We start from the raw sequence: 22,435 nt of genomic DNA, 5'->3' as shown, positions 1-22,435 counted from the left end.
ACGGGGGGCGAACCTCACCCGGCCGCCCGCGGGGACAGGGACTCTCACCCCATCTTGATTCACTGTTCAGTTCTCAAAGAGCGACCGCTTCCTTCGGGCTCACTCCCGTTCGTTGCCGGGGCCCTCCGGGCGTTCGAAGCAGCCCAAAGAGGGCCTCTCCGGATGTGCATCTCGCTGTGGACTTCCGTCCGATGCGGTACCTGTATTACAGGTCCTACACAGTGTCCTCGTCAAGTCACGCAGCGAACTTCTCGGGATTCGCACCGGGACTTCCTGGCGCACAATCAGAATCGCCCCAGGTGAGGGGCGTTGTTCACCCCGTACGTGGACAGCTCGAAGTCATCTGGCTACCTTCAAGAGGTCCCTAGACGTCCCATCGGAGGTGGAGATGTCCAACGAGTGCTTACGGTCGGCCCTTCTCGCACAGGGCATGACCGTGCAGGATCTGGCAGACGCAATCGAGGTCAACCCCAAGACGGTTGAGCGCTGGATCACTCAGGGGAAGGTGCCGTACCGGCGGCATCAGTACGCCACCGCTTCCCTGCTCAAGGTCGACGTGACGACTCTCTGGAGCGACGACAGGGCGGTCGGCAGCGCGTCGGATCTGAGCAAAGCGGAGATCGTCACGGTCTACCCGCACCGGCACATGGTGCCGGCGGGACTGTGGCGAGACATCTACTCGCGTGCGGAAACACACCTTGACGTGCTCGTGTACTCCGGCCTCTGGCTGTCGGAGGATCCCCTGTTTCATGAGCTGCTTAAAGAGAAGGCGCAAGGCTCGGCCCAGGTCCGCATCCTGCTTGGCGAGCCCGGTTGCGCGGCGGTTGAGCAGCGGGGCATAGACGAAGGCCACCGCATCATGGACGGCAAGATCCGCAACGCCCTGGTGAACTATCGGCCGCTCTTCACCAGCCACCCCGATATTGGGTTCCGGCTCCATGATGCGACGCTCTACAACTCACTCTTCCGCTCCGATGACGAGATGCTCGTCAACACCCACGTCTACGGCGTCGGTGCGTACATGGCGCCCGTGCTCCACCTGCGACGACTCCCCGGCGGCGGGCTCTTCGACACGTACGCGAATAGCATCGAACAGACCTGGGCAGGCGCACGCCCGGTCGCACACCACGACATCACGGGAGCATGAGCATGGGCCGTATCGATTACCTCCACGATCCCGCCGCGCCGCCTGCCAACTCCGTCGTCCCGTCCGTCGTGGCGTTCGTCCAGAACGAGGCGGGCGAGGTGTTGGTGATCCGCCGTTCCGACAACGGCCGTTGGGCACTCCCGGGCGGTGGCCACGACACCGGGGAGTCCATCAGCGACACCGTGGTGCGCGAGGTGTGGGAAGAGACCGGGATCAAGGCTGAAGTCATTGACATGTCCGGGATCTACACCGACCCCGGGCACGTCATGCAGTACGACGACGGTGAGGTGCGCCAGCAGTTCAGCATCTGCTTCCGGGCCCGGCCGGTCGGCGGTGAGATCCGTACGAGCGACGAGACGACTGACGTCCGGTGGATCGCGCCGGAGGACCTATCGGGTTTCGACATCCACCCCACCATGCGCTTGAGGATCGACCACGCGATGGACCAGGCCCGGACTGCGCCCTACATCGGCTGACGGGCCGTACTGGCGAGCCGTACGAGCACCCGTGACGTGCTCGCCAGGATCTCCGGTTCGGCTCGCCGGATGAACGTACCAATGAGGCTGTCGGCGCCGTACCGCCCGGCGATTTCGTTCACCCGGTCCACGGGATTGGTGGGGGTGCCGTCGGGGGTGGTGTTCATGTCGCAGTAGCAGAGCGCATCGTTCAGATGCGCGCTCTCGCGAGGGAACTCGCTCTCCAGCTCATCCCGTAGCCCCCGGGCTTCCGCCTCCATCCATGAGCACGAGTGATGGGCGACCAGGCGAACGACCCGTTCGTCCGCGCGGGGCACCTCCCGGAGGTAGCGCGCACCATCGAGCGGGTGGAACCCGGTTTTGGCGACGTCGGGCGAGTAACCGATGTCGTGCAGCACAGCCGCGGCCTCCATGAGGTCGGCGTCCGTCCCGAGTACCGGGGCGATCGACCGCGCACGGTCGGCCACCCCCAGCGAATGGGCCCACCGGCGTGGCAGTGCCTCGGCAAGGAGTGACTCTGCGAGCGGGTAGGCCCATGCGGTCAGTTCGTTCGTGCTCAAGGTTCGGGACGCTCCTCTCGGTCGGGCAGGGCCCGTACGGTTCGCGGCTTCCCCTGCCGGGACTCCGACAGCAGACCCGCGGCTTCCAACTTGTTCAGTACCGTCGCCACCGTGGGGCGTGCCACTCCGAAGCGCTTGCTCAGCTCGGACGCGCTCGGGAACGGCTGGCCCACCTTCAGCTCGTCGCTCACGAACACCTCAGCGATCCGATCGGCCAACGGTCGGCGGTCGGTGTGGTCCGAGCCTCTGAGCACACGCCAGCGCCCCCCGGGAACGGGTTCGGCGACCCCCGCGTCCCGCAGCACGCCAAAGGCCCGGAGTGCCACCCCACGGGAGATCCCAAAGTCCCTCATGAGATCCGCGGCGGACGGTAGGTGCGTCATCCCTGTATCAACTTCGATCCGGGCCCTCATAGCGTCCGCGATCTTCAGGAAAGTGCCCCGAGGGCTGGCTTGTTGCGACACCCGCTCTCCTCTCTTTTGACCGCTTTTTCGGTCACGTCAAGCTCTTGACGTTGGCGTTCTCGGTCCCATCGACCGGTTAACTAGTCAAGCGTCCCATGCGTGACCACCTCAGCGTCTAGGCCCAACGGAGCGGGCTGGACCTGCCATGCCTTACTGCGCCGGGCTGTGCCCCCTACCACGCGCTGGCCAACCCCACCGACATTGAGTGACGAACCTGTCCGTTTGAATCGCCCGACAACGTGAGGGGTTGATCGTTCGTGGGGACCCAGTCCAAGTGCGGAGCGCCGACGAAGGCCGGAGGGAGCTGTCGACGGTTGGCGATGGTGGGCACGTCGCGCTGCCAACTGCATCAGGGGGAGTGGTCGGCATACGGCGTGGCCAAGCGCAAGGCTGACGAAGCCAAGAAGAAACTCAAGCAGCGACGGAAGAAGTAGGTGGCCACGGCCCGTACGCGCGGCCGTCTGTGGGCCGTACGAGGGTGACCGGCAACGGCCAATGAGGACGAACGACGACCAAGAGGGCTCGGTGACGGCCGAGCCTTCTTGGTACGTCTGGCCTGCTACACCCAGGTGTCGAACCGCATCCTGCTGCGCCCAGAGTCGATCGGGGTCGGGGTGCCGGTGTAGAAGCTCTCCGAGCCTCAGGGGGAGAGATCGTGTGAGCGGCGTGTGAGAACGACGGGCCACAGGTCATCGACACGCGTTTGCCAAGGTCAGAGAGGCATTGCCACGCTACGCGATCATGCCCTCCGGAGCCGTGTGCGCAGGTTCGAATCCTGCCGGGGGCACTCCGGAAAAAAAGCTCCTGACCTGCAGAAATACAGGTCGGGAGCTTTTGCATACCTGCCAAACGCACACAGTCTGTTGACCGTTGCCGTCCAGCGGGATGTCCGTGCCGGCCGGGATCTGGCCATCGAGGAACAGCGACAGTTCCTCACGCGTCGCCAGGCCGAAAAGTCTGTGAGGGGCCGTCAGTCCGGCTCATGTGTTCCCAGGGTGCCGGCCTTGCGTACCTGGGTCAGCCACCTCGTCAACTCGGATCGCGGTTCAGAGGTTTGATCCGTCTGTATGCGGCGACTGTAGCGGCGCGCGACCGTGGGGCGCCGTGGATCACAGCACCGGTCCGGTGACCTCCACTCTCCTCCCGGCCGAGCACCACCGCCCCGAAGCCGACGCGAGCTCCGTTCCGGGCCCGGGGGAGGATCGGCGGTAGGATGGATGGCATGAGCGAGCCTACCGGCAAGTATTCGATCACTATGCCTCGCGACATCGCGGAAGCGGCCAAGGCCCGCAGCGGCCCGTCCGGGCTGTCTGCCTATGTCGCCGCAGCTGTTGCCCGCCAGATCGAACGCGACAACCTCAACGAAATCATCACCGTCGCGGAAGCCGAGCACGGCCCCGTCACGGACGACGAGGTCCAGGCGCTGCGCGACCAGCTCCACCAGGCCCGCAGTCGGCAGACCGAGCAGATGCGCGGCGGGACGAGCGCCGCATGAGTCGCTCTCCCGCCGCCCCCGGCGGCACCCTCGTCCTGGACAGCGAGGGCCTGGCCAAGGCAGTCCTGCGGGACCGCACCGTTACCGGATGGCTTGCTCTGGCCCGCGCCGACGATCTGCGGGTGATCACCTCCGCGGCCACCCTGGTGGAGGCCGTCCACCCCCGGATCAACCGTCCCGCGCTGGAGTGGACCCTCTCCCGCCTCGTGGTGGAACCCGTCACCGAGCCGATCGCCCGCCACGCCGCCGCCCTCCTCGCCGACGCCGGTTTGCACGGCCATAAGTACGCCATCGACGCCATGCTCAGCGCCACCGCCCTCGCCGCCCCCGGACCGGTCACAGCCCTGACCTCCGATCCCGAGGATCTCACCGCGCTGTGCGGCGGACGTGTCACTGTGATCAAGATCTGACCTGGCGGACTCCTCGATCACATGACCGTTGGCCGCAACCCCTGGGGCGGCGCTGGTCCTCCGTCGGCATCTCCCCGGACGGGTCAACGGCGTCGGCCGGCGTATGGGTCAAGTCCATGGCGACGCGCGAGATATGGACCGAGCTTGTTGCGAAAACGACGGATCGTGCTCTTGAGCGGATTTTGCCTTATGTGAAACGGAATGCGGGAAAGGCTGGGGCGGAGAAGATGGTCGTAAGGTTCACCTTTTCCGGAATCGGGGACTGCTGTCTTGTGTTGTCCCTTCCTTGTACGGTCGTCGCGGGGATCCTTGGGGCGTAGGGGGGATCTCAGGGGTAGAGGCCGGCCCGGAAGGTGAACGAGACGAGTTGCGCTCGATCACGTGCGCCGACCTTTGTCATGGCCCGCACGGCGTGTGTCTTCACGGTGAACGGTGAGACGTGCAGCTGGGCCGCGATCTCGTCGTTGCCGAGACCGCTTGCGACGAGCACGATCACGTCCCGTTCCCTGGGGGTCAGAGCGTCGAAGCGGCGCAGTAGTTCCTGGTCGATCACCGGGGGCGGGCTGTCGGTCATGTGACCGATGAGCGCGGCCGTCGCGGCGGCGGACAGCGCGCCGCCACCGCCGACGACCTCGGTGATTCCGGCGACGAGTTCAGCGGGGCTCACGGTTTTGCTCAGGAAACCGTTGGCGCCCGCGCGGAGGGCGGCGAGAACGATGTCGTCCTGGTCGAAGGTGGTCAGCACGATCACCCGCACCTTTTCGGGTGGGTGCTCCTTGCGGATCCGGCGGGTGGCCTCGACACCGTCGATACCGGGCATCCGGATGTCCATCAGGACCAGGTCGACGGGGTGGGCTCGCAGGAAGGGGACGGCCTGGAGTCCATCGGAGAGATCACCCACGACAACGAGACCCGGGTCGAGCAGAAGCATCGCCCGGATGCCGGCCCTTATGTCGTCCTGGTCGTCGACGATCAGAATGCGCGTCATCGGACAACGGCTCCCAGGGGGCTGAACTCCGCACGGACCCGGAATCGCCCGCCGTCACTGTCGATCGTCAGCCGCCCGCTGGAGGACTCGACGCGTTCGCGCATTCCCACCAGTCCGAGTCCGCTGCCCGGGTCGGAGCCGCGTGGTGGATGACCGACGCCGTTCTCCACGGTGACGCAGATCCTGCCGTCGCGCTCGCGTATGTCCACCGTCGCCGTCCCCTCTCCGTGCCGGTAGGCGTTTGTGAGTGCTTCTTGAACGACCCGGTAGACCGTCACACCGACGCTGGGCTCCACGAAAACGGCGGGGATGTCGATGGAGGGCCGCACATCGAGACCGATGCTCTCGAAAGAGGCGATAAGTCCTTCGAGGCCGCTCAGCGCCGGGATCGGCCGGAGCGCCTCGTCGTCGGAGATGTCGTCCTCGCGACGCAGGAGGGTGAGGATCCGCTGCGTCTCGACAACGACGGTTCGGGCGCTGGACCTGGCCGAGACAAGGGCCTGGCGGGACGATTCGGAGCCTTCGGGAAGCCCGATCTCCGCGACACCGAGATGCAGGCTCAGCATCGCGACCTGGTGGCCGATGACATCGTGGAGATCCCGGGCGATACGGAGCCGTTCCTCGGTCACCCGCCGGGTGGCTTCGATCTCACGGGTCGCGATGGCGCTTTCGGCCCGTTCCTCCAGAATCCACCAGTGGTCTCGGTGGATACGGAGCGCGCCCCCGGTCGCCCCTCCGGCTATGGCCGAGAAGAGGGCGGCGGCGCCCACGACCGCTCCGCCACGGAATCCCCCCAGCGTCATGTACGCGCCTAGGAAAGACGCCGCCACGACGACGGTTCCGACCAGCGGCTGCTTTCCCCTGAAGGTGATCGAGAACAGCACGAGCACCGCCATCATCCACACCGACAGCGGATCCTGGCCCACCGCCGTGACGGCGAAGGACGCCCCGCTCGTCACGATCAGTCCTGCCCACGGCTTCCACCAGGAGAGGGCGACACCGCCACCGGCGAGCAGTACGGAGAGGACCGTCGGCCAATCCGATCCCCTCAGGATCGCCGCCACGATCTGACCGGTGAACACCAGCGCGGCCACCGCATAGGCGACGCGGTGGAGCAACTCGGGGCGGCGGATCCACAGGGGTGTCGCGGGCCCGCCCTGATCGTTCTGTGCCTTGACCATGACCTGATTCTCGTTCGCGCGTGCCGAGGCCGTGTACTTCGGACGATGTACATGGCGAACCTACTTCCACCGGGGAGCGGGAGAACTACTTCGTTCGAAGTACACGGCCCTGCCCGAGGACGCCGAGACTCCTCAGCGAGGCGACCGCCTCACACCATCACGCAGGGACACCCCATGACTCGGACCACCGCACCTTCGACGACCACGACGGCCCCTTCCCGGCGCCGGTCCTTCCGGCGCAGCGCCGTCATCGCGCTGTCGGCACTGACCCTCGCCGCGATCCCGATCGCCGCACACGCCGTGAATACCCGCCCAGCGGCGACCACCACAGCCGCCCACGCGGCGGGCGCCACGACCCACGACCGCCCGAAGCCGACGGTCGTGCTGGTGCACGGCGCGTTCGCGGACGCTTCCGGCTGGGACGGCGTCGTCACCCGGCTGACCCGCGCCGGCTACCCCGTCCGCGCTCTGCCCAACCCGCTGCGGGGACTGGCCTCCGACAGCGCTTACATCCACAGCTTCCTCGACACCATCCCGGGCCCGGTCGTGCTGGTCGGGCACTCGTACGGCGGCGCGGTCATCACCAACGCCGCGGCCGGCGAGAAGCAGGTGAAGGCTCTGGTGTACGTGGCCGCCTTCGCTCCGGACTCCGGCGAGGACCTCGCCGCCCTGAACGCCCGACCGGTCGCCCATCCGGCGCCGCCGCTGCCCGCACAGCCGGTCCCGTACACCCTTCCGGGCGGTGGTTCCGGTCTGGACCTCTACCTCGACCCCGCGAAGTTCCGGGCGGCGTTCGCGGCGGACGTCCCGGCGAAGACCGCCGTTCGGATGGCCGCCGGGCAGCGGCCGATCGATGCCACCGCGCTCGCCGGCGTCACTCCGGAAGCGGCCTGGCGCACGGTCCCGTCCTGGTACCTGGTGGCCAAGCAGGACCGCGCCATCTCTCCCGACCTCGAACGCTTCATGGCGGCGCGCGCCCATGCGCGGGTGACCGAGATCAACTCTTCGCACGCGGCGATGGTCAGCCACCCGGACGCCGTGACCAAGCTGATCGAGGCCGCCGCCCGCGCCACCGACTGACCTCACCCGGCCGCGACCTCACCCGGCCGCGCAATCCGGTCACGACCCCACCCAGCCAGCCACCCACCCCACCCACTCCACCCAGCCACGACTGCGCCCGGCCGGGCGCTCAGGCGCCCGGCCGCAGCTCGCGCGAGACACCAGCTCGGCCGCCACGTCCCCGATACGACGATTCGGGGCGACGATCACCAAGGGGAGACCCCATGACCCGGACCGCCATACCTTCGACCACGACCACGACCCCGATCACGACGACGCCCTCCGGGCTCCGATCGCTCTATCTGATCCGAGTCGTCTTCTCCCTGATCTGGGTGGCACTCGTCCTCGCGACCTCCGCCTCGCTCGTGTCGAAGGACGAACCCACGGTGATCGCGGCCGTGCTGCTCGTCATCTACCCCCTGTGGGACGCCATCGCCACGCTCCTCGAACGTCGCATGGCCGGCACCGGCACCGGCACCGGCACTGACATCGGCACCGGCTCCGGCTCCGGCTCCGGCTCCACGAGCCGTGTCACCGCCGTCAATATCGCTCTCGGCCTCGCCACCACCATCGGGATGATCGTCGCCGTCTTCTCCACCATCGGCTCGGCCCTTCTCGTCTTCGGTATCTGGGCCCTTCTGTCCGGAGCGATCCAGCTCGTCGTAGCGATCCGGCGCCGGCGCACCGTCGGCGCCCAGTGGCCCATGATCATCAGCGGTGGACAGTCCGTCCTCGCCGGCGCCGCCGTCGCCGCCATGTCCGCCTCGGCGACGAGCGGCCTGTCCACCGTCGCCGGATACTCGGCTTTCGGTGCCTTCTGGTTCCTCGTGTCCGTCATCGCCCTGGGTATCCGCGGCCGGAGCGGCCGCTGACGCGGGCCGAGCCGCGCGCCTGTCGCCAGGGAGGAAATCGGCGCCGGAGAGCGTGGTCGCGTCAGAGTCTGACGCGCGCGGCGACGGGCAGGTGGTCGCTTCCTGTGGCGGGCAGTGTCCAGACATGGGTGACGGACGCCGCTCGGGTCAGGATCTGGTCGATCCGTGCCAGGGGGAAGGACGCGGGCCAGCTGAGCGCGAATCCCGAAGCGGGCGGGGTCAGCCGTGAGGTGACCGGGGCCAGGCCGCGGTCGTCCACCGTGCTGTTGAGGTCCCCGAGCAGAATCACCTTCTCCAGTGGCTCGGCGGCCAGCGCCGCGCCGAGAAGATCGGCGCTCTCGTCCCGCCATGCCGAGCCGAATCCCGTGGTCAGGCCGAGGCGGACCGAGGGCAGGTGGGCGACGTATACGGCGATATCGCCCTGAGGCGTTCTGGCGGTCGCCCTCAGTCCCCGGTCCCAGCCGCTCCCGATTCCCTCCGGCTTGATGTCCACGCGCCGGATGTCGACGAGCGGATACCTCGACCACAGACCGACCGTTCCCATGGCCGTGTGGTGGGGATACTCCGGCGTCAGGACCGCTCCGAACTCGGGCCTGGCGGAGGGCGTCAGTTCCTCCAGGGCGATGAGATCAGCCCGGACCTCAAGCAGCTTTCTCGCGGTGCCCGACGGATCGGGATTCACATCGCTGACATTGTGCTGGAGCGCGGTGATGTCGTATTCCGGGCCGGACCGGGAGAGAAACAGACCGCCGAAGAGGCCGAACCACGCCACCACGGGCAGCAACAGCACAGGCAGTACGGCGGCGGCCGAACGGCGCACCAGCGCCAGCCCCATCAGTACGGGGACAGCCAGTCCGAGCCAGGGCAGAAAGGTCTCCAGGAGACTGCCCGCACGGCCGACCGTATTGGGTACGGCGGAAGGGAAGATCAGCAGGCAAGCCGTCAACAGGGAGAGGAGAACGAAAACGGGTCTCCAGATTCCGCCGCCGGGCGGGACTTCGCCGCCGGGCGACGGCCGACGGGACTCCGCCGCTCGCGCCCCCGATGCCGTACGGTCCGCCCGCCGCATCGTCCACTCCCGCACCCGCATCCGCACCCCATCGACCTCGTTCGGCATCGTTCGTGTCGCGGCCACCGGCACGATGGCGCACCTTGCGACGACGCGGGGGGCACTTGTCCGGTTCCCGGTCCGCGCCGCTCCTGACGGCCGCGGGCGAAAAGGCCCATTCCGCTCCCGCTACCAGGTGGTGAGGTCCACCAGGCGGGAGCAGTGGGGGTCGGTGCCGGCCGCCGTCATACGTTCCTCCTCGGTGATCAAGGACGGCAGAGCCGCGAGCAGGGCGGTGAGGGCGCCGGACGGGCGGACGTCGGCGGCGATCACGCCGGGGATGTCCTCGGTGTCGAGGTAGAGGCGCAGCAGGTCCTGCTGGAGGAACAGGAAACCGCGCAGGCGCGGGTCCGGCTGCTCCTCGGTGAAGGGGCAGGCGACGCCGCGCAGGATGGTCAGGGCGTTGTCGTCAGGGGTGGCAGCGGTCCCGTCCACGGCCGCCGGATTCACCCGGACGAGGGTCATACCCATCACGGTGCTGACGCTGTCGCCGGAATAGAGACGCGTGCCGGTGTGCAGGGTGCGCAGCATGCCGGTGATGTCGCCCGCGGTGACGGGATCGTCGTCCAGGCGCAGGGGGATCTCGTACGCGGTCAGCCGGTCCGGGGTGTGGTCGGGGCCGGCGCCGGTGACGACCCGGACGGCCTCGGCGGGCGGTGGTACGGGAAGGACGCCGCGGATGTACAGGGTGCCGGTGAACGGCGCGTGGATGTGGTGAAGCAGCAGCCGGGTGATGTCCGCCTGCTGCTCCGCGGTCTCTTCATCCATGGAGGTCACTCGTTGATCCAGTTGGGGCACTTGTTCGTGCCCTTGCAGTAGGCGGTGATGACGCCGATCTTCTGCCCGGCACCGGCGTCGTACCGTCCGTCGGATGTCCTGCGCGCGTACTGGGCGATGACGATGATCTTCACCTGGCGGCCGGAGCTGAGAGCGTAACCCCAGTATTCGAGCCGGGCGCCGTTCTTCTTGTCGACCTTGCCGGCGAGGGCCGCGTCGACGATCGCGCACTTTCTGATGTTGTGCTTGCCCGAGAAATGATTCCACCCGAGTTCATGATTGCCCACGCGGGTGGGAATGACCCTGCCCTCCGGGTCGGTCTGCTCGCACTTGGCGTTCTTGTTCCAGTACGGGGCCGCGTACGCGGGCGTGGCGGGGCCGGTGAGGAGAGCGGCCGCCGTGACGGTCGCCGAGACGAGAGCCGTGATCATCTTCATGACCCCACCATGGCACCTGGCGCGACGGTGCGTCACGGCCTGTCACACCAAGTAATGAACGGGAAGGGTTCCGGCCCGCTGGCCCGCTGCCCCCGTCTCATGCGCGGCACGGGACGGGGGCGGCGCGTCGGACCGTCCGTCACTCCTCGATGCGGATGGCGAGCGCGGGGCAGACGGCTGCGGCATGGCGGGTGTCGGCGGCCTGTTCGGCCGGGGGGTTGGGGTCGAGGAGAACGGCGATGCCGTCCTCGTCGCGTTGGTCGAATACATCCCCGGCGGCGACGACGCACTGTCCGGAGGCGACGCACTTGTCCTGGTCGAGGGTGACTTTCATGGGGTCTCCTTGGTGGTCCTGTTCCGCGTCGGCCGTCGGGCCGTCGGTCTGTCGGGCGGTCAGGGTGGCGGGGTGGTGCGGGGCCGGGGTGGTGCGGTGGGTCACCAGGTGACGGGGAGTTCGTAGACGCCGTAGACGGATCCGTCGTGTTTGAAGGGGATTTGGTCGAGGGTGGTGGCCAGCCGGAGGGTGGGGACGCGGCGGTAGAGGGTGCTGTAGACGATCTGGAGTTCGAGGCGGGCCAGGGGCTGGCCGAGACACTGGTGTACGCCGAAGCCGAAGGCGATGTGGTGGCGGGCGTCGCGTTCGATGTCGAGGCGGTCGGGTTCCGGGAAGGCGTCGGGGTCGCGGTTGGCGATGTCGTTGGCGATGATCAGGCCGTCGCCCGCGCGGATGCGCTCACCGGCGATGTCGATGTCCTCCAGTGCCACCCGGCGTCGGCCGTTGTGGACGATGTTGAGGTAGCGCAGCAGTTCCTCGACCGCCGAGGTGACGAGCGCGGGGTCGTCGGTGTCGCGCAGAAGGGCGAGCTGGTCGGGGTGTTCGAGGAGGGCGAGTGTGCCGAGCGCGATCATGTTCGCGGTGGTCTCGTGTCCGGCGATCAGCAGCAGCACGCCCATCTGGGCCGCTTCCTGCCGGGTCAGCTGCCCCTCCCGCACCCGCTCCGCCAGACCGGACAGCAGATCGTCGGCGGGGGCGGCGAGCTTCTCGCCCATGAGTTCGTCGAGATAGGCGTTGAGCGCGCGTATGGCGGTGAGTCGCTGCTCGGGTTCGGTGTCGCGGTTGATGACGATCTTGCTGTTGTCCTGGAAGAAGTCGTGGTCGGCGTAGGGGACTCCGAGCAGTTCGCAGATCACCAGGGAGGGCATGGGCAGGGCGAACGCTTCGACCAGGTCGGCCGGCTTCGGACCGGCCAGCATGGCGTCGATCAGCTCGTCGACGATCTTCTGGATGGCCGGCCGCATCGCCCGCACACGCTTGATCGCGAAGGGCGCCGTCACCATCCGCCGCAGCCGCGCGTGCTCGGGATCGTCCTTCAGGATGAAGCTGAGGGACGCGCCGTCGGGGGAGACCGGTCCTTGGCTCGGGTAGCCGGGGCGGGTGATGTCGGAGCTGACCCTGGGGTCGGCGAGCAGCGCCCGCTGTTCGGCGTACCGGGTCACCAGCCACGGGGTGCTGCCGTCCCACAGACCGACCTTGGTGAGCGGGGCCTTCTTCTGCTGGGCCATCGCGGTCGGGGGCGGATCGAAGGGGCAGCCCGCCGCCCTGGTCATCGGGAACTCCGGTGTCCCGGAGGGGCTTTCGCCGACGGGAAGATCGACCGTGTCGGTCATCATGCGCTCCAAGGGGCTGTCCGCGACTTTCTCGCGGTCGGTGGGGGTTGGTTGTCATGGGCAACTGTGGGCCGCGTGGGCGCTCGGCCGTAGGACAGTCGGCGCCCGTAGGTGTCTGTCAGCTCAGTGCGGGGGTGGGTGCTGACGGGGGTGTGGGTGCGTCGGTGGGGTTGGGGTGGGTGAGTGTGTCGTTGAGGTGCTGGCGGTGCTGGCGGGTTTGTTTGGGCATGTTCCAGCCGAGGAGGCCGGTGGTGCGGCCGTCGTGGGTGTAGCGGGCGACGAAGCGTCCGGTGGTGGGGTCGCCTTCGATGACGGTCATGCGGGCGTGGGCGGGGAGTGTGCCGTGGACCTGGATCTTCGTGCCGAACTGGTCGGTCCAGAAGTAGGGCACGGGGGTGTAGGGCTGTGCGGCGCCGAGGATGTTCGCGGCGACGGCGGCGGCCTGTTCGGCCGCGTTGGTACGGTTCTCCAGCCGTACCAGTGCGCCGAGGCCCTGGTGGTGCCAGCGTGCGACATCGCCAACCCCGTACACCCCGTCGGCGGCGCGGCAGTACGCGTCGCAGACCAGTCCGCGCTCCAGCCGCAGGCCGCTGTCCGCCAGCCAGCCGGTGACGGGATCGGCTCCGACCGCGACCACGACCAGGTCCGCGGGCACCTTCTCGCCGCTCTCCAGCACCACCCCGGCCACCCGGCCGCTAGCGCCGGTGAGTCCGCGCACGGCGTGGCCGGGCCGCAGCCGTACCCCCCGCTCTGCGTGGAGTGCCGACAGCAGCGTGGCCGCCTCGCCGCCGAGCTGGGGTGTCATCAGGGCCGGTCCGGGTCCCACGAGTGTGACGTCCAGGCCCATGTCCCGGGCGGTGGCGGCGATCTCGGCGCCGAGGACCCCGTCGCCCACCACCACCGGAGACACCGATTCCAGCAGTCCGGCGCGCAGTGCCGCCGCGTCGTCGAGGGTGCGCAGCACATGGACGCCGGCCAGGCCCGTCTGGCCCGGGAGGGTGCGGGGGGAGGTTCCCGTCGCGACGACCACCGTCCCGGCCCGCAGGGTCCGGCCCGAGGCCGTGCGCACCGCCCGCCCCGGCACGTCCAGGGCGAGGGCAGGATCACCGAGCACGAACTCCGCGTCCAGCGCGTCCAGTGCCTCCCGGGTCCGCAGCCGCGCCCGCTCCGGCTCCCAGACGCCCGAGAGCACCTGCTTCGACAACGGCGGCCGGTCGTAGGGCGGATGGGACTCCGCGCCCACCACCGTCACCGCCCCCGCGAAACCGAACCGCCGCAACGCCTCCACCGTGGCCAGACCCGCCACGGACGCCCCCACCACCAGCACACCCTCCGGCACACTCACCGACCCTCACCCAGCCCCGTCGCCCCGCCCACAGTTACCTTCATCGTCAGCACTCCTCCACGCGCGGTCCGGCAAAGAACATGGGGGTCCCGCCCTCATCAGGGGTGTGAGGGACCTCAGGGATCTCAGGGGTGCCAGGGGTGTGAGACGGGTGCCGGCCACAGCCCCACCAGCACGTTGATCAGACCCGTCGCCGCGCCGTGCCGGCTCGGTCTCGGGGCGGCGGTGCCCCGTGCGAACGAGCGCTCCCGCTCCGCGCACATGTGCACCATCAGCCGACGCGCCATGTCACCGCGCTCGGCCCGTACCTCGCCCGGAGCACCTGATCACTCTCGTCGTGACCCATCGCGCATCCTCCTGGAGGTCGGCCTTGAGCACGTGATCAGTTAACTGTCCTTGCTGGAGTAAAGCAAGCGACTGACTTAATTCCGACCTATGCCGATCCGCGTGCGTCCGCCCCCACCCACGTGTTCCCACCCGCGCCCGCTCCGACGGTCCGGCGGCTGGGCGATATGTACGGAGAACGGCGCATGCTTCCGGCCAGCCGGGGCCAGGGGCAGGCGCCAGCAGGGGCCAGGGGCCAGGGGCCACGGGCCCGGGGCCCGGCGGGACCTCGTGGTCCGCCGGGCCGCCGGACGGCCGCCGGTGTCAGGGCGTGGTCAGGGCGTGGTCAGGGCGCGGTCGGGGGGTGGGTGACCGGTTCGGTGATGAAACGGACCGAGGCGTCCAGCGCGCGGGCCAGTTTCTGCGCCTCGGCCGGGGTGTCGGCGCCCACGGCTATCAGCGCCACACGGTTCTCGACCGAGCGGTGGGGTTCGATGATGTCGCCGGGGGCGACGGCCAGTTCGGCGTGGAGCAGGGCGGGGTGGGCCAGGACCTCCTCCCAGCCCTCGATCGCCACCAGGCGCCCGGGTGGCGGTGTCGGGAAGCGGATGGCCGAGCCGCGCACCGGCCTGAGCGCCTCCTTGTCGATCGGGCGGCCGAGCACATCGTCGAAGACGAGGCCGAACCATTCGAGACCCGGGATGACATGGGCCAGCATCCGGTGGATCCAGCCGCCGGCGTTGCGCACATGGAACTCGCCCAGGACGACCCCGCGCTCCGTGAGCCACAGCTCCGCGTGGAACTGCCCGTAACGCAGCTCCAGTTCGGCGAAGGCCGCGACCACCTGCTTCTCGATGTCGAGCCGGGACGCCTCCGGCAGCAGCGCCGGGATCACATACTCCGTCTCGAAGAAGTTGGGCGGCGGGAGGAGTTCCTTGGAGGTGATGGCGAGGACATGCGGGACGCCGTCGATGAAGACCCCCTCGGCGCTGTACTCGGGTCCCTCGATGAACTCCTCGACGATGAAGGCGCCTTCGCCGGGCAGGAACGCCAGCGCGTCGTCCAGCTCCTCGCGGCTGTCGATCCTGGTGACGCCCTCACTGCCCATGGCGTCGCGCGGTTTGACCACCCAGGGGCCGGTCGAACCCGCCAGGAACTCCACGGCCGCCGCGGGGTCTTCGCACACCCGGAAGGCCGGCTGGAGGAAGCCCGCCGCGGCGAGCGCCGCGCGCGCCTCGTCCTTGGTGCGCACCCGGTGCACCGCGTGCGGGGGATTGCCGGGGCGGCCGAGCGCGTCGGCGACCTCGGCCACGGCCTCCTGGGCCATCTCCCGTACACCGAAGACGATGTCGAACTCGGCTCCGGCCGCGGCCTGTTCGCGCGCCCACGCGGCGCTCTCGCCAGGGCGTTCGAAGTCGACCGCCGACACCACGTCGGCCAGCGCGCCGATCGTGGGGGTGGCGGCGAGCGTCGCCTCCTGGTTGGTCACATGGATACGCAGACCACGTGCGCGTGCCTGTCTCATCGCGGTCTCGACGACATCGACGGCGAGGGTCGCGTTCCCCGCGCCGCCGACGAAGAGCAGGCAGGGGTCGGTGGGGTCGGTCATGCGGGCTCCTTCAAGGTGAGGGACGGCCAGGGCCTCTCGTTTGGATCGTGCTGGGCTCGCGTGCCCTGGCACCGCGCCTCGCCGCGTTGTCGTCGGTCGCCTACGCTCCGCGTGGACTCCCTCCTCCGCCTCGCGATCCACGGCACCACGACGACACCAGCCGCTGCCGCGGCGGGCGCTCCCTGATCCAGCCAGATCCAAACGAAAGACCCTAGGCCCTGTCCGGTGGATTCAGGACCTACGAGCGCTCGTCGGCCGGGGCGAGCAGCAGCTTTCCCTCCGTGGCGCGGCTCTCCAGCAGCCGGTGCGCCCCGGCCGCCTCCTGGAGCGGCAGTACGTCATGGAGCAGCGGCCGGATCACCCCCGCGGCCAGATACCCGAACACGGCTTCGCCCGCGGCCCGCAGGGTCTCGGCGTCGTACACGTAGTCCTTCATCGTCGGCCGTGTCAGGAACACCGAACCGGCCCCGCGCAGCAGCTCGATGTCCAGCGGCGGCACCTGGCCGCCGGAGAGTCCGCAGATGACGAGGGTGCCCCGGCGGCGCAGGGCGCGCAGACTGGAGAGATACGTCGGGGCGCCCACCGAGTCGTAGACGGCATGGGCGCCCAGGCCGTCGGTGAGGGACCGTACCGTCCCGTCGAACTCCTCGTACCCGATGGCGTGTTCGGCCCCCGCGTCGAGCGCGGTCTTCCGCTTCTCCGGGGTCGACGCCACGGCGATCACCCGCGCCCCGCGGTGCGCGGCGAGCTGCACCAGGAAGCGGCCCAGTCCGCCGGCGGCGGCGAGGACCACGACGGTCTCGCCCTCGGCGACCGGGTGCGTCTCATGGGTGAGGTAGTGGGCGGCGATCCCCTGGAGAGCGACGGCGGCGGCCTGCCTGAGGTCGACCCCGTCCGGCACGGGGATCAGCTTGGCCTCGGGGACCACCGTGAAGTCGGCGTACGCGCCGAGCTGACCCGTGTACGCGACCCGGGCCCCCGCCGCCAGTCCCGTCACGCCCTCGCCGACGGCCTCCACCACCCCGGCGCCTTCCTGCCCCGGGGTGAACGGGGCCTGGGCGGCGTAGGTCCCGTCGCGGTAGTAGACATCGATGAAGTTGACGCCGACGGCGGCGTTGCGCACCAGGACCTCACCGGGTCCCGGGGCCGGCCGGCCGATCCGCTCCGGGCGGAGCTCCTCCGGCCCGCCGGGCCGGGTCACACGGATGGCGTGCATGGACGGGCTGGACGGGGCGGACGGGCTGGACTCGCTGGACGGCATGTTCCGACTCCTGGGGCGTGCGCGCCCTGCCGGGCTCCGGGCAGGACGGGGGTACTGGTCACGGGTGTGCGGGTCACCGGGTACGGGTCACGGGGTACGGGTCGTACCGGTCATGACCGTGCGACGGGGCTCTCGCCGAAGACGTTCAGGAAGTAATTGATGTCGGTGGTCAGTCCCTTCACCATGTCACCGATCTTCGCGTCGTCACCGGCCGCGGCGAGGCCGCGTTCGTTGCGGCGCCGCGTGCGGTCGGAGAACGGGAGGGAACCTGAGGCGAAGTAGCGTATCGCCCCGTCGGGCGCGCGCCGCGGAATGATCTCGGAGAGCGCGTAACGGCTGGCGCTGAACGGGATGTCGAGCCGCCCGGCCGCGAACGCGGCGGCGATCTCCTTGTGCAGATCGGCGGCGGCCAGGACCGGTTCCACGATCTCGGCCACCTCCGCGAGGATCCACTCCAGCTCCTCGTCGATACGGGCCTCGTCGAGGGCGATGAAGCCGAGCAGCGGGGAGTTGGCGCGCGAGGCCAGCAGCAGTCCGTCGATATTGGCGCGGGTGTCCGGGATCCCGTACGCCTCCAGATAGGTCTTGGTGATCAGCTTGGTGGCACCGCCGAGCCGCGCGACCAGCGCGCCGTACAGGATCAGGTCCTCGGCGTTGCCGCGCTCCCGGGGGAAGACCCCCATGAACTCGTGCAGAACGGGGTGGACTTCGACGGACTCGGGCAGATAGCGGGCCCCGAGCAGGGGAATCGCCCGTAAGGCCGCCACGTCCTGCTCGAAGTGGCCGCCCTGCGGATAGGCCACCGAGATGCAGCGCACGCCCTGGCGCGCCGCCGCGACCGCCTCCAGCACACTGATGGCGAGACTGATGGACGGGGGTACGAGCACGGCGGTCAGCGTGCCGAACAGCTCACGGTCGACGACCAGGCCGCGCTCCGCGAGATCCCCGCAGAGCGCGTCGACCTCCTGCCAGGCGTCGAGCGACTCGCTGAGCGGAACCGCCTTGGAGTAGGGGAGGTTGTACGAGATCCCCCCGCCCTCGAACGAGGTGATCCCCGAGGCGACGGCGGTCCGGAACAGGAGCCGGGCGTCGGGGGAGCCGTGCCGTACCTCCAGGGGCGCGGACACGGCCTCGTTGAGCTGCCGTCCCCGCTGCCATCCGTGCGAGACGAGGGGGTACCCGTTCAGGTCCGCGGGATTCCTGATCAGGGCCGTCCTGGCCTGGTCGAACCGTTTGAGCCGGGTGTGCGAGTCGATGGTCAGGCTGAGGACGTCGGGTCCCGCGTGCCGCTCCAGGTCCTGGAGCAGGGTCGTCATCTGCGCGTGCGATCCGACCCCGCAGCGCGGTTGCAGCGCGACCCGCCCGTCGGCGCGGGCCGCGCGCAGCACCTCCGCGGCGGTGGGCTTGCCCAGTCCGTCCGCGTACAGGACGGACTCGGCGAGCGAGGGCAGCTCGGGAGGCTCCGACGGCCCGGCGGGGAGGGGTTCGTTCATGAGACGGCGGTGGGAGCCATCGCGGAAGCGGCGTTTCCGCGTGCCCGCAGCTCGTCCAGGACGGCGGGCAGCCGCTCCGGGTCGGAGACGATGGCGTCGACTCCCAGGGCGTACAGCCGGTCGACGGCGTCGGCCTCCTTGTGGCTGCCCACGGAGAGGTTCCCGCCGAGGACGACGGGGCAGGAGAGCAGCCCCCGGGCGCGGGCCGCGGGCAGATCCTGGAGATCCTCGTAGGCATGGCCGTTGAGACTGCCGATGAGGACGGCCTCGGCCCAGGGGTACTCGCGGTGGGCGTCGGCGAACTCGTCGACCGTGGTGCAGGTGCCGAGGTTGACGACATGGAAGCCCTGGGCGCGCAGGCCGTGGGCGATGAGGTGGTTGGCCACGACATGGCTGTCGCTCGCGGCCACACCGAGGATGACGGTGCGGGTTACGTTCTCGTGGCGCATGGAGGACCCCCGGGGAGACAGTGAGATGTGTGGACTGACCCTGTGCGGATGGCGCTGGCGCGTGGGAGCGGCCCGGAACCGGTCCGGTCCCGGACGGCCGTCAATCGTCGAACGCGGCGAAGAGTTCCCGTTTGCTGACTTCACGCAGGCGATCGATACTGAATTCCTCCGGGTCGGCGACGGACAGCGAATCGAAGACGAGATTGATCGCCGCCACCAGACCCCAGGCATGTTTGTAGGCGGGCCAGCCCGGACTTCCGGCGGCGTCGTCCGCCTCGCGCTCGAAGATGTAGTTCGCCCACCGCGGGGTGGACGGATACCGGTGGTGGAAGTCATGGACGACCGTGTCGCCGGTGAGCACGAGATAGCGCGACGGAGCGTGTACGAAGAGCATGCGTGCGGTCCAGGCGGTCCAGGCGGCCGTGCGCCGGACGAACGGCAGACCGGGTGACGGCGCCGCCTCGCCGATGAATATGGCATTGGTCAGGCTGCCGAAGTATTCCTTGCCGCGCCGCACTTCGAGTCCCGGAGCGGGAAAGGTGTGCTTCACACAGAGCCGCAGGGTATTGCTCAGCTGGAACAGCACGACCAGCGGGAGCAGCCACGCGACGAGCAGGAAGTGCCAGGTCCCGGTCCAGACGGTGACGGCCGTCGCCGTCCCGTACAGGGCGATCGAGGTGACCTTCTCGCTGACGGCGGAGGAGTGCCAGAAGGAACGGGCCCGCGCCACCGCGAAGTTGAGATGGAACCAGGGCGAGAACAGCTTGCCGAGCACGCGGTGCCACATCTGCCGGCGTGTCATCCCGGGGCGCAGACCCAGGCTGACCAGGAACGCCTGCACGGTGGGGTCGCGCAGCGTCATATGGTGCGCGGCGTGGTGGTCGCTGACGTGCTCGCGCCGGTAGCGGGCGAAGTTCTGGATGATGAGCAGGCTGGAGGTGGCACGCCCGATGACCGCGTCCAGCGTCTGTCTCCGGTACATGTTCCGGTGCGCGCACTGGTGGTAGATCATCATGCGCAGATTCCGCATACCGTGCAGGGTCACGGCCCAGCCCGGCAGCAGTAACAGGAGCCAGGCCCCCGATAAGGAGAGGCCGACGCAACTGACGGCGAGCCCCGCGGCCATCGAGAGGACGGCGGAGACAAGGTGGAAACCGGGCGTCCACCAGGACAGGGCCGACTGCCCCGCCAATGGTTTTCCGGTGAATACGGTGAGCGGGTACTGAGTGAACCGAGGCAGTGCGCGCATGGTTTCGCGAGGATCCGAGTAATCCGGGAAGCTTTCGCTTCGCAAGCCACTCTCCATGGCAGCCATCGCACTCCTAAAGGTCAGGGATCAAAAGGCGTCCGATGTCGTCCGGTTGGTCGCCGGGATATCGGCACACGTAAGGTCTGTGACAGGGTGCAGTGGTGATCCTTGCAGTGCTTGGTGCGGAGGTCAACCTTTTTGAATACGGACGGTCGGCCGGTGCGGGGCATTTATCAAATTCGCATGAATTGATGTCCGACGCTATTTGGGTTCGGGACGGGACTCGGCCGCGGGGGCGGGCGACTCGTCGGCCACCGCTTCCGGGGTCTTCTGTTCGGGCAGTTCGCGTCGGGTGCGGACGGGCGAGAGGAACACGGGCAGGAAGGCGGTCGCCAGGAAGACACCGCCCACCCAGAGGGTGGTGTGAACGGTCGTCAGCTCCCCGATCACGCCGGAGACCGCCGCGCCGACGGCGAGCGCGCCGGTGAGCAGGAAGCGGAAGGTGGCGTTCATGCGGCCGAGGAGTGAGTGCGCGGTCATCCGCTGGCGAAGACTTACTCCGAGCACGTTGTCCATGCCGACCTTGAACATGGCCAGCAGCCAGCCGGTCCCGGCCAGGACGAGCCAGGGGCCGCGGTCGACGAGCGGCACCAGCAGTCCGGCGGGCGCCAGACACAGCCCGGCGATACCGAGGGTGCGGCCGTAGCCGAGCCGGGCGGCGATGGGCCGGGCGCAGCGGGCGCCGAGCAGCAGGCCCGCTCCGCCCACGGCCCAGAACAGGCCCAGCGCGCCCGCGGAGTAGCCGAGTTCCCTGACGAAGACGACCGGCAGCATGGTGTTGACGATCTGGGAGCCGAAGTTGCCGAGGGCCGCGGTCAGCGCGAGGGCCCGCAGTTCGCTGTTGCCGAAGACATGCCGTACGCCCTCGGCGATCTGCGCCCTGAGCCGGGTGGCCTGGCCGGGTCCCGGCGGGGGCGGCGCCGGGGTCCTGCGGATACCGGTGAGCCTGAGGGCGGAGCCGAGGTAGGACACGGCGGTGAAGAGCACGGCCACCGGAGCGGTGAGCAGGGTGACGAGACCGCCGCCCGCGCTGCGGCCCGCGACATTGCCCGCGGCGATGAGCGTGTTGATGTCGGCGTTCGCCTGGACCAGGCCCTCACGTCCGACGAGCTGGGGAAGGACGCTCTGCGCGCCGACGTCGGAGAAGACGGTGGCGCAGCCGTTGAGCAGGACGACCAGATAGAGATGGCCGAGGGTGAGGCTGTCGAGCCACCAGGCCACCGGAACGGTCGCGAAGAGCAGGGCCCTGGTCAGATCCGCCACGATCAGTACCCGCCGATGGCGCATCCGGTCCACCCACGCTCCGGCCGGCAGACCGATGAGCAGGAAGGCGACGGTGCTCAGCGCGGCCAGCGCCCCGACCTGGCCGGGACTCGCGTCGAGCGCGGAGACGGCGATGAGGGGCACGGCCACATAGCTGACATTGGTGCCGAGCTGGCTGAGGGCCGCCGCGGTGAACAGCGCGCGGAAGTCGGGGATCCGCCATGGGGAGTTGGGTTGCATGGTCCGTTCATCCGGTGGGTGATCCGAAGCGCCGCCGTCGTGCGGCCACGGCTCCGTCGAGGGGAGGTACGGGGGTGGCGGGGGGCGGTGGATCACCCCCGAGTCGTACCGATCGTGTTGGCCTGATCGCATGGGTCGACCGGGCGGTCGGTCAGACGGGCCGATCACGCGGAACGGATGTCCGCGCGGGCCGGGGAACACCCGCCGGCGCAGGGGACCGGGGCGGCCGGAAAGTGTTTGCCGATCGATGGAACGTGATCCGACATCGCGGCCGGAAATCCGCGCGGACCTGGGGTTCGGTATGCGGCGGGGGCAGTGCGGCCGAAGTGTCCCCGTGGCTGGAATTCGCTGTCGGAATATCGGCGTCGAAGCCGAGGGGAACGGATGTTCCGCAACTCTCCTGCGATAAGTTTTCACCCGATAAAAACAAGCCAACCCCCGCCTCGTCGAGCACCTTGAAATCAGTCCGAGATGTCCGTTATTGCCTAGGTGCTTGCGCC

23 protein-coding genes are annotated in these 22,435 nt (G+C 69.1%); 6 read left to right on the top strand and 17 right to left on the bottom strand.

Translation table 11 applies throughout. From position 1 onward, the window contains the following. The first annotated feature begins 430 nt into the window (after positions 1–430). A complete protein-coding gene (locus tag ACWGDX_RS21370; RefSeq protein ID WP_453627779.1) occupies positions 431–1,147 on the top strand; it encodes an XRE family transcriptional regulator in 717 nt (238 codons plus the stop codon). Between the two features lie 2 nt (positions 1,148–1,149). Further along, complete coding sequence (locus ACWGDX_RS21365) at positions 1,150–1,623, top strand: NUDIX domain-containing protein (protein ID WP_384976012.1); 474 nt, start codon at positions 1,150–1,152, stop codon at positions 1,621–1,623. On the opposite strand, the gene ACWGDX_RS21360 is transcribed toward ACWGDX_RS21365, so the two are convergent. Together ACWGDX_RS21360 and ACWGDX_RS21355 are read right to left on the bottom strand one after the other, a co-directional pair. Continuing rightward, positions 1,611–2,183, bottom strand: coding sequence for an HD domain-containing protein (locus tag ACWGDX_RS21360; protein WP_453627777.1), 573 nt, complete (start codon positions 2,181–2,183; stop codon positions 1,611–1,613). The two genes, ACWGDX_RS21365 and ACWGDX_RS21360, sit on opposite strands and share 13 nt — an antisense overlap. Then, positions 2,180–2,536 (bottom strand): GntR family transcriptional regulator, encoded by a 357-nt coding sequence (locus tag ACWGDX_RS21355; protein ID WP_384976272.1) that lies wholly within the window; start codon positions 2,534–2,536, stop codon positions 2,180–2,182. Before ACWGDX_RS21355 ends, ACWGDX_RS21360 begins: the two co-directional genes overlap by 4 nt. 1,333 nt (positions 2,537–3,869) lie before the next feature. On the opposite strand from ACWGDX_RS21355, the gene ACWGDX_RS21350 reads away from it, so the two are divergent. Both ACWGDX_RS21350 and ACWGDX_RS21345 read left to right on the top strand, forming a co-directional pair. Continuing rightward, entirely contained in the window at positions 3,870–4,142 is a 273-nt protein-coding gene (locus ACWGDX_RS21350; RefSeq protein WP_453627775.1) for a CopG family transcriptional regulator, read from the top strand. Continuing rightward, positions 4,139–4,552 (top strand): DNA-binding protein, encoded by a 414-nt coding sequence (locus tag ACWGDX_RS21345; RefSeq protein WP_453627773.1) that lies wholly within the window; start codon positions 4,139–4,141, stop codon positions 4,550–4,552. Before ACWGDX_RS21350 ends, ACWGDX_RS21345 begins: the two co-directional genes overlap by 4 nt. A 328-nt stretch (positions 4,553–4,880) precedes the next feature. Here the strand turns inward: ACWGDX_RS21345 and ACWGDX_RS21340 are convergent, their stop codons facing one another. Both ACWGDX_RS21340 and ACWGDX_RS21335 read right to left on the bottom strand, forming a co-directional pair. Beyond that, the gene (locus ACWGDX_RS21340) at positions 4,881–5,540 is read right to left on the bottom strand and encodes a response regulator transcription factor (RefSeq protein ID WP_453627771.1); all 660 of its coding nucleotides are present in this window, start codon (positions 5,538–5,540) and stop codon (positions 4,881–4,883) included. Next, positions 5,537–6,721, bottom strand: coding sequence for a sensor histidine kinase (locus ACWGDX_RS21335; protein ID WP_453627769.1), 1,185 nt, complete (start codon positions 6,719–6,721; stop codon positions 5,537–5,539). The genes ACWGDX_RS21340 and ACWGDX_RS21335 overlap by 4 nt, the downstream gene beginning before the upstream one ends. A gap of 174 nt (positions 6,722–6,895) precedes the next feature. Here ACWGDX_RS21335 and ACWGDX_RS21330 point away from each other — a divergent pair, with 174 nt between their 5' ends. Together ACWGDX_RS21330 and ACWGDX_RS21325 are read left to right on the top strand one after the other, a co-directional pair. After that, complete coding sequence (locus ACWGDX_RS21330; protein WP_453627767.1) at positions 6,896–7,801, top strand: alpha/beta fold hydrolase; 906 nt, start codon at positions 6,896–6,898, stop codon at positions 7,799–7,801. Positions 7,802–8,004: 203 nt separating this feature from the next. Beyond that, on the top strand, positions 8,005–8,652 hold the full coding sequence (locus tag ACWGDX_RS21325; protein ID WP_453627765.1) for a DUF308 domain-containing protein: 648 nt from the start codon (positions 8,005–8,007) through the stop codon (positions 8,650–8,652). Positions 8,653–8,713: 61 nt separating this feature from the next. Here the strand turns inward: ACWGDX_RS21325 and ACWGDX_RS21320 are convergent, their stop codons facing one another. The 13 genes from ACWGDX_RS21320 to ACWGDX_RS21260 all read right to left on the bottom strand — a co-directional run bounded on the left by ACWGDX_RS21320 (position 8,714) and on the right by ACWGDX_RS21260 (position 21,935). Beyond that, a complete protein-coding gene (locus ACWGDX_RS21320) occupies positions 8,714–9,721 on the bottom strand; it encodes an endonuclease/exonuclease/phosphatase family protein (RefSeq protein ID WP_453627871.1) in 1,008 nt (335 codons plus the stop codon). Positions 9,722–9,889: 168 nt separating this feature from the next. Further along, the gene (locus ACWGDX_RS21315) at positions 9,890–10,528 is read right to left on the bottom strand and encodes a hypothetical protein (protein WP_453627763.1); all 639 of its coding nucleotides are present in this window, start codon (positions 10,526–10,528) and stop codon (positions 9,890–9,892) included. Positions 10,529–10,533: 5 nt separating this feature from the next. Then, entirely contained in the window at positions 10,534–10,974 is a 441-nt protein-coding gene (locus ACWGDX_RS21310; protein ID WP_453627761.1) for a hypothetical protein, read from the bottom strand. Between the two features lie 139 nt (positions 10,975–11,113). Continuing rightward, positions 11,114–11,308, bottom strand: a complete 195-nt coding sequence (locus ACWGDX_RS21305; RefSeq protein ID WP_453627869.1) for a ferredoxin — start codon at positions 11,306–11,308, stop codon at positions 11,114–11,116. 101 nt (positions 11,309–11,409) lie between these two features. Next, entirely contained in the window at positions 11,410–12,642 is a 1,233-nt protein-coding gene (locus ACWGDX_RS21300; RefSeq protein ID WP_453627867.1) for a cytochrome P450, read from the bottom strand. A gap of 118 nt (positions 12,643–12,760) precedes the next feature. After that, positions 12,761–13,987, bottom strand: coding sequence for an NAD(P)/FAD-dependent oxidoreductase (locus tag ACWGDX_RS21295; protein WP_453627759.1), 1,227 nt, complete (start codon positions 13,985–13,987; stop codon positions 12,761–12,763). Between the two features lie 125 nt (positions 13,988–14,112). Continuing rightward, positions 14,113–14,274, bottom strand: a complete 162-nt coding sequence (locus tag ACWGDX_RS21290) for a hypothetical protein (protein ID WP_453627757.1) — start codon at positions 14,272–14,274, stop codon at positions 14,113–14,115. Between the two features lie 383 nt (positions 14,275–14,657). Further along, on the bottom strand, positions 14,658–15,920 hold the full coding sequence (locus ACWGDX_RS21285) for an ATP-grasp domain-containing protein (protein WP_453627755.1): 1,263 nt from the start codon (positions 15,918–15,920) through the stop codon (positions 14,658–14,660). A 238-nt stretch (positions 15,921–16,158) separates the two neighbouring features. Further along, the gene (locus ACWGDX_RS21280) at positions 16,159–17,181 is read right to left on the bottom strand and encodes a quinone oxidoreductase family protein (RefSeq protein ID WP_453627753.1); all 1,023 of its coding nucleotides are present in this window, start codon (positions 17,179–17,181) and stop codon (positions 16,159–16,161) included. A gap of 110 nt (positions 17,182–17,291) precedes the next feature. Then, a complete protein-coding gene (locus tag ACWGDX_RS21275; RefSeq protein WP_453627751.1) occupies positions 17,292–18,674 on the bottom strand; it encodes a methylaspartate mutase in 1,383 nt (460 codons plus the stop codon). Then, positions 18,671–19,123, bottom strand: a complete 453-nt coding sequence (locus tag ACWGDX_RS21270) for a cobalamin-dependent protein (protein WP_453627749.1) — start codon at positions 19,121–19,123, stop codon at positions 18,671–18,673. The genes ACWGDX_RS21275 and ACWGDX_RS21270 overlap by 4 nt, the downstream gene beginning before the upstream one ends. Positions 19,124–19,223: 100 nt before the next feature. Continuing rightward, a complete protein-coding gene (locus ACWGDX_RS21265; protein ID WP_453627747.1) occupies positions 19,224–20,372 on the bottom strand; it encodes a fatty acid desaturase in 1,149 nt (382 codons plus the stop codon). Between the two features lie 261 nt (positions 20,373–20,633). Continuing rightward, entirely contained in the window at positions 20,634–21,935 is a 1,302-nt protein-coding gene (locus ACWGDX_RS21260; RefSeq protein WP_453627745.1) for an MFS transporter, read from the bottom strand. Positions 21,936–22,435: the final 500 nt, after the last annotated feature.

Source organism: Streptomyces sp. NPDC055025, from assembly GCF_053608565.1.
The sequence above is the reverse complement of the archived record's forward strand: the minus strand, read 5'-3'. Positions and strand labels throughout refer to the sequence as shown.

What these genes read in the sequence shown, in the direction of transcription:
- ACWGDX_RS21370 (WP_453627779.1), top strand. Translation starts at nt 431, where the DNA reads ATGACCGTGCAGGATCTGGCAGACGCAATCGAGGTCAACCCCAAGACG.
- ACWGDX_RS21365 (WP_384976012.1), top strand. Translation starts at nt 1,150, where the DNA reads ATGGGCCGTATCGATTACCTCCACGATCCCGCCGCGCCGCCTGCCAAC.
- ACWGDX_RS21355 (WP_384976272.1), bottom strand. Translation starts at nt 2,536, where the DNA reads ATGAGGGACTTTGGGATCTCCCGTGGGGTGGCACTCCGGGCCTTTGGC.
- ACWGDX_RS21350 (WP_453627775.1), top strand. Translation starts at nt 3,870, where the DNA reads ATGAGCGAGCCTACCGGCAAGTATTCGATCACTATGCCTCGCGACATC.
- ACWGDX_RS21345 (WP_453627773.1), top strand. Translation starts at nt 4,139, where the DNA reads ATGAGTCGCTCTCCCGCCGCCCCCGGCGGCACCCTCGTCCTGGACAGC.
- ACWGDX_RS21340 (WP_453627771.1), bottom strand. Translation starts at nt 5,540, where the DNA reads ATGACGCGCATTCTGATCGTCGACGACCAGGACGACATAAGGGCCGGC.
- ACWGDX_RS21335 (WP_453627769.1), bottom strand. Translation starts at nt 6,721, where the DNA reads ATGGTCAAGGCACAGAACGATCAGGGCGGGCCCGCGACACCCCTGTGG.
- ACWGDX_RS21330 (WP_453627767.1), top strand. Translation starts at nt 6,896, where the DNA reads ATGACTCGGACCACCGCACCTTCGACGACCACGACGGCCCCTTCCCGG.
- ACWGDX_RS21325 (WP_453627765.1), top strand. Translation starts at nt 8,005, where the DNA reads ATGACCCGGACCGCCATACCTTCGACCACGACCACGACCCCGATCACG.
- ACWGDX_RS21320 (WP_453627871.1), bottom strand. Translation starts at nt 9,721, where the DNA reads ATGCGGCGGGCGGACCGTACGGCATCGGGGGCGCGAGCGGCGGAGTCC.
- ACWGDX_RS21315 (WP_453627763.1), bottom strand. Translation starts at nt 10,528, where the DNA reads ATGGATGAAGAGACCGCGGAGCAGCAGGCGGACATCACCCGGCTGCTG.
- ACWGDX_RS21310 (WP_453627761.1), bottom strand. Translation starts at nt 10,974, where the DNA reads ATGAAGATGATCACGGCTCTCGTCTCGGCGACCGTCACGGCGGCCGCT.
- ACWGDX_RS21305 (WP_453627869.1), bottom strand. Translation starts at nt 11,308, where the DNA reads ATGAAAGTCACCCTCGACCAGGACAAGTGCGTCGCCTCCGGACAGTGC.
- ACWGDX_RS21300 (WP_453627867.1), bottom strand. Translation starts at nt 12,642, where the DNA reads ATGACCGACACGGTCGATCTTCCCGTCGGCGAAAGCCCCTCCGGGACA.
- ACWGDX_RS21290 (WP_453627757.1), bottom strand. Translation starts at nt 14,274, where the DNA reads ATGGCGCGTCGGCTGATGGTGCACATGTGCGCGGAGCGGGAGCGCTCG.
- ACWGDX_RS21285 (WP_453627755.1), bottom strand. Translation starts at nt 15,920, where the DNA reads ATGACCGACCCCACCGACCCCTGCCTGCTCTTCGTCGGCGGCGCGGGG.
- ACWGDX_RS21280 (WP_453627753.1), bottom strand. Translation starts at nt 17,181, where the DNA reads ATGCCGTCCAGCGAGTCCAGCCCGTCCGCCCCGTCCAGCCCGTCCATG.
- ACWGDX_RS21275 (WP_453627751.1), bottom strand. Translation starts at nt 18,674, where the DNA reads ATGAACGAACCCCTCCCCGCCGGGCCGTCGGAGCCTCCCGAGCTGCCC.
- ACWGDX_RS21270 (WP_453627749.1), bottom strand. Translation starts at nt 19,123, where the DNA reads ATGCGCCACGAGAACGTAACCCGCACCGTCATCCTCGGTGTGGCCGCG.
- ACWGDX_RS21265 (WP_453627747.1), bottom strand. Translation starts at nt 20,372, where the DNA reads ATGCGCGCACTGCCTCGGTTCACTCAGTACCCGCTCACCGTATTCACC.
- ACWGDX_RS21260 (WP_453627745.1), bottom strand. Translation starts at nt 21,935, where the DNA reads ATGCAACCCAACTCCCCATGGCGGATCCCCGACTTCCGCGCGCTGTTC.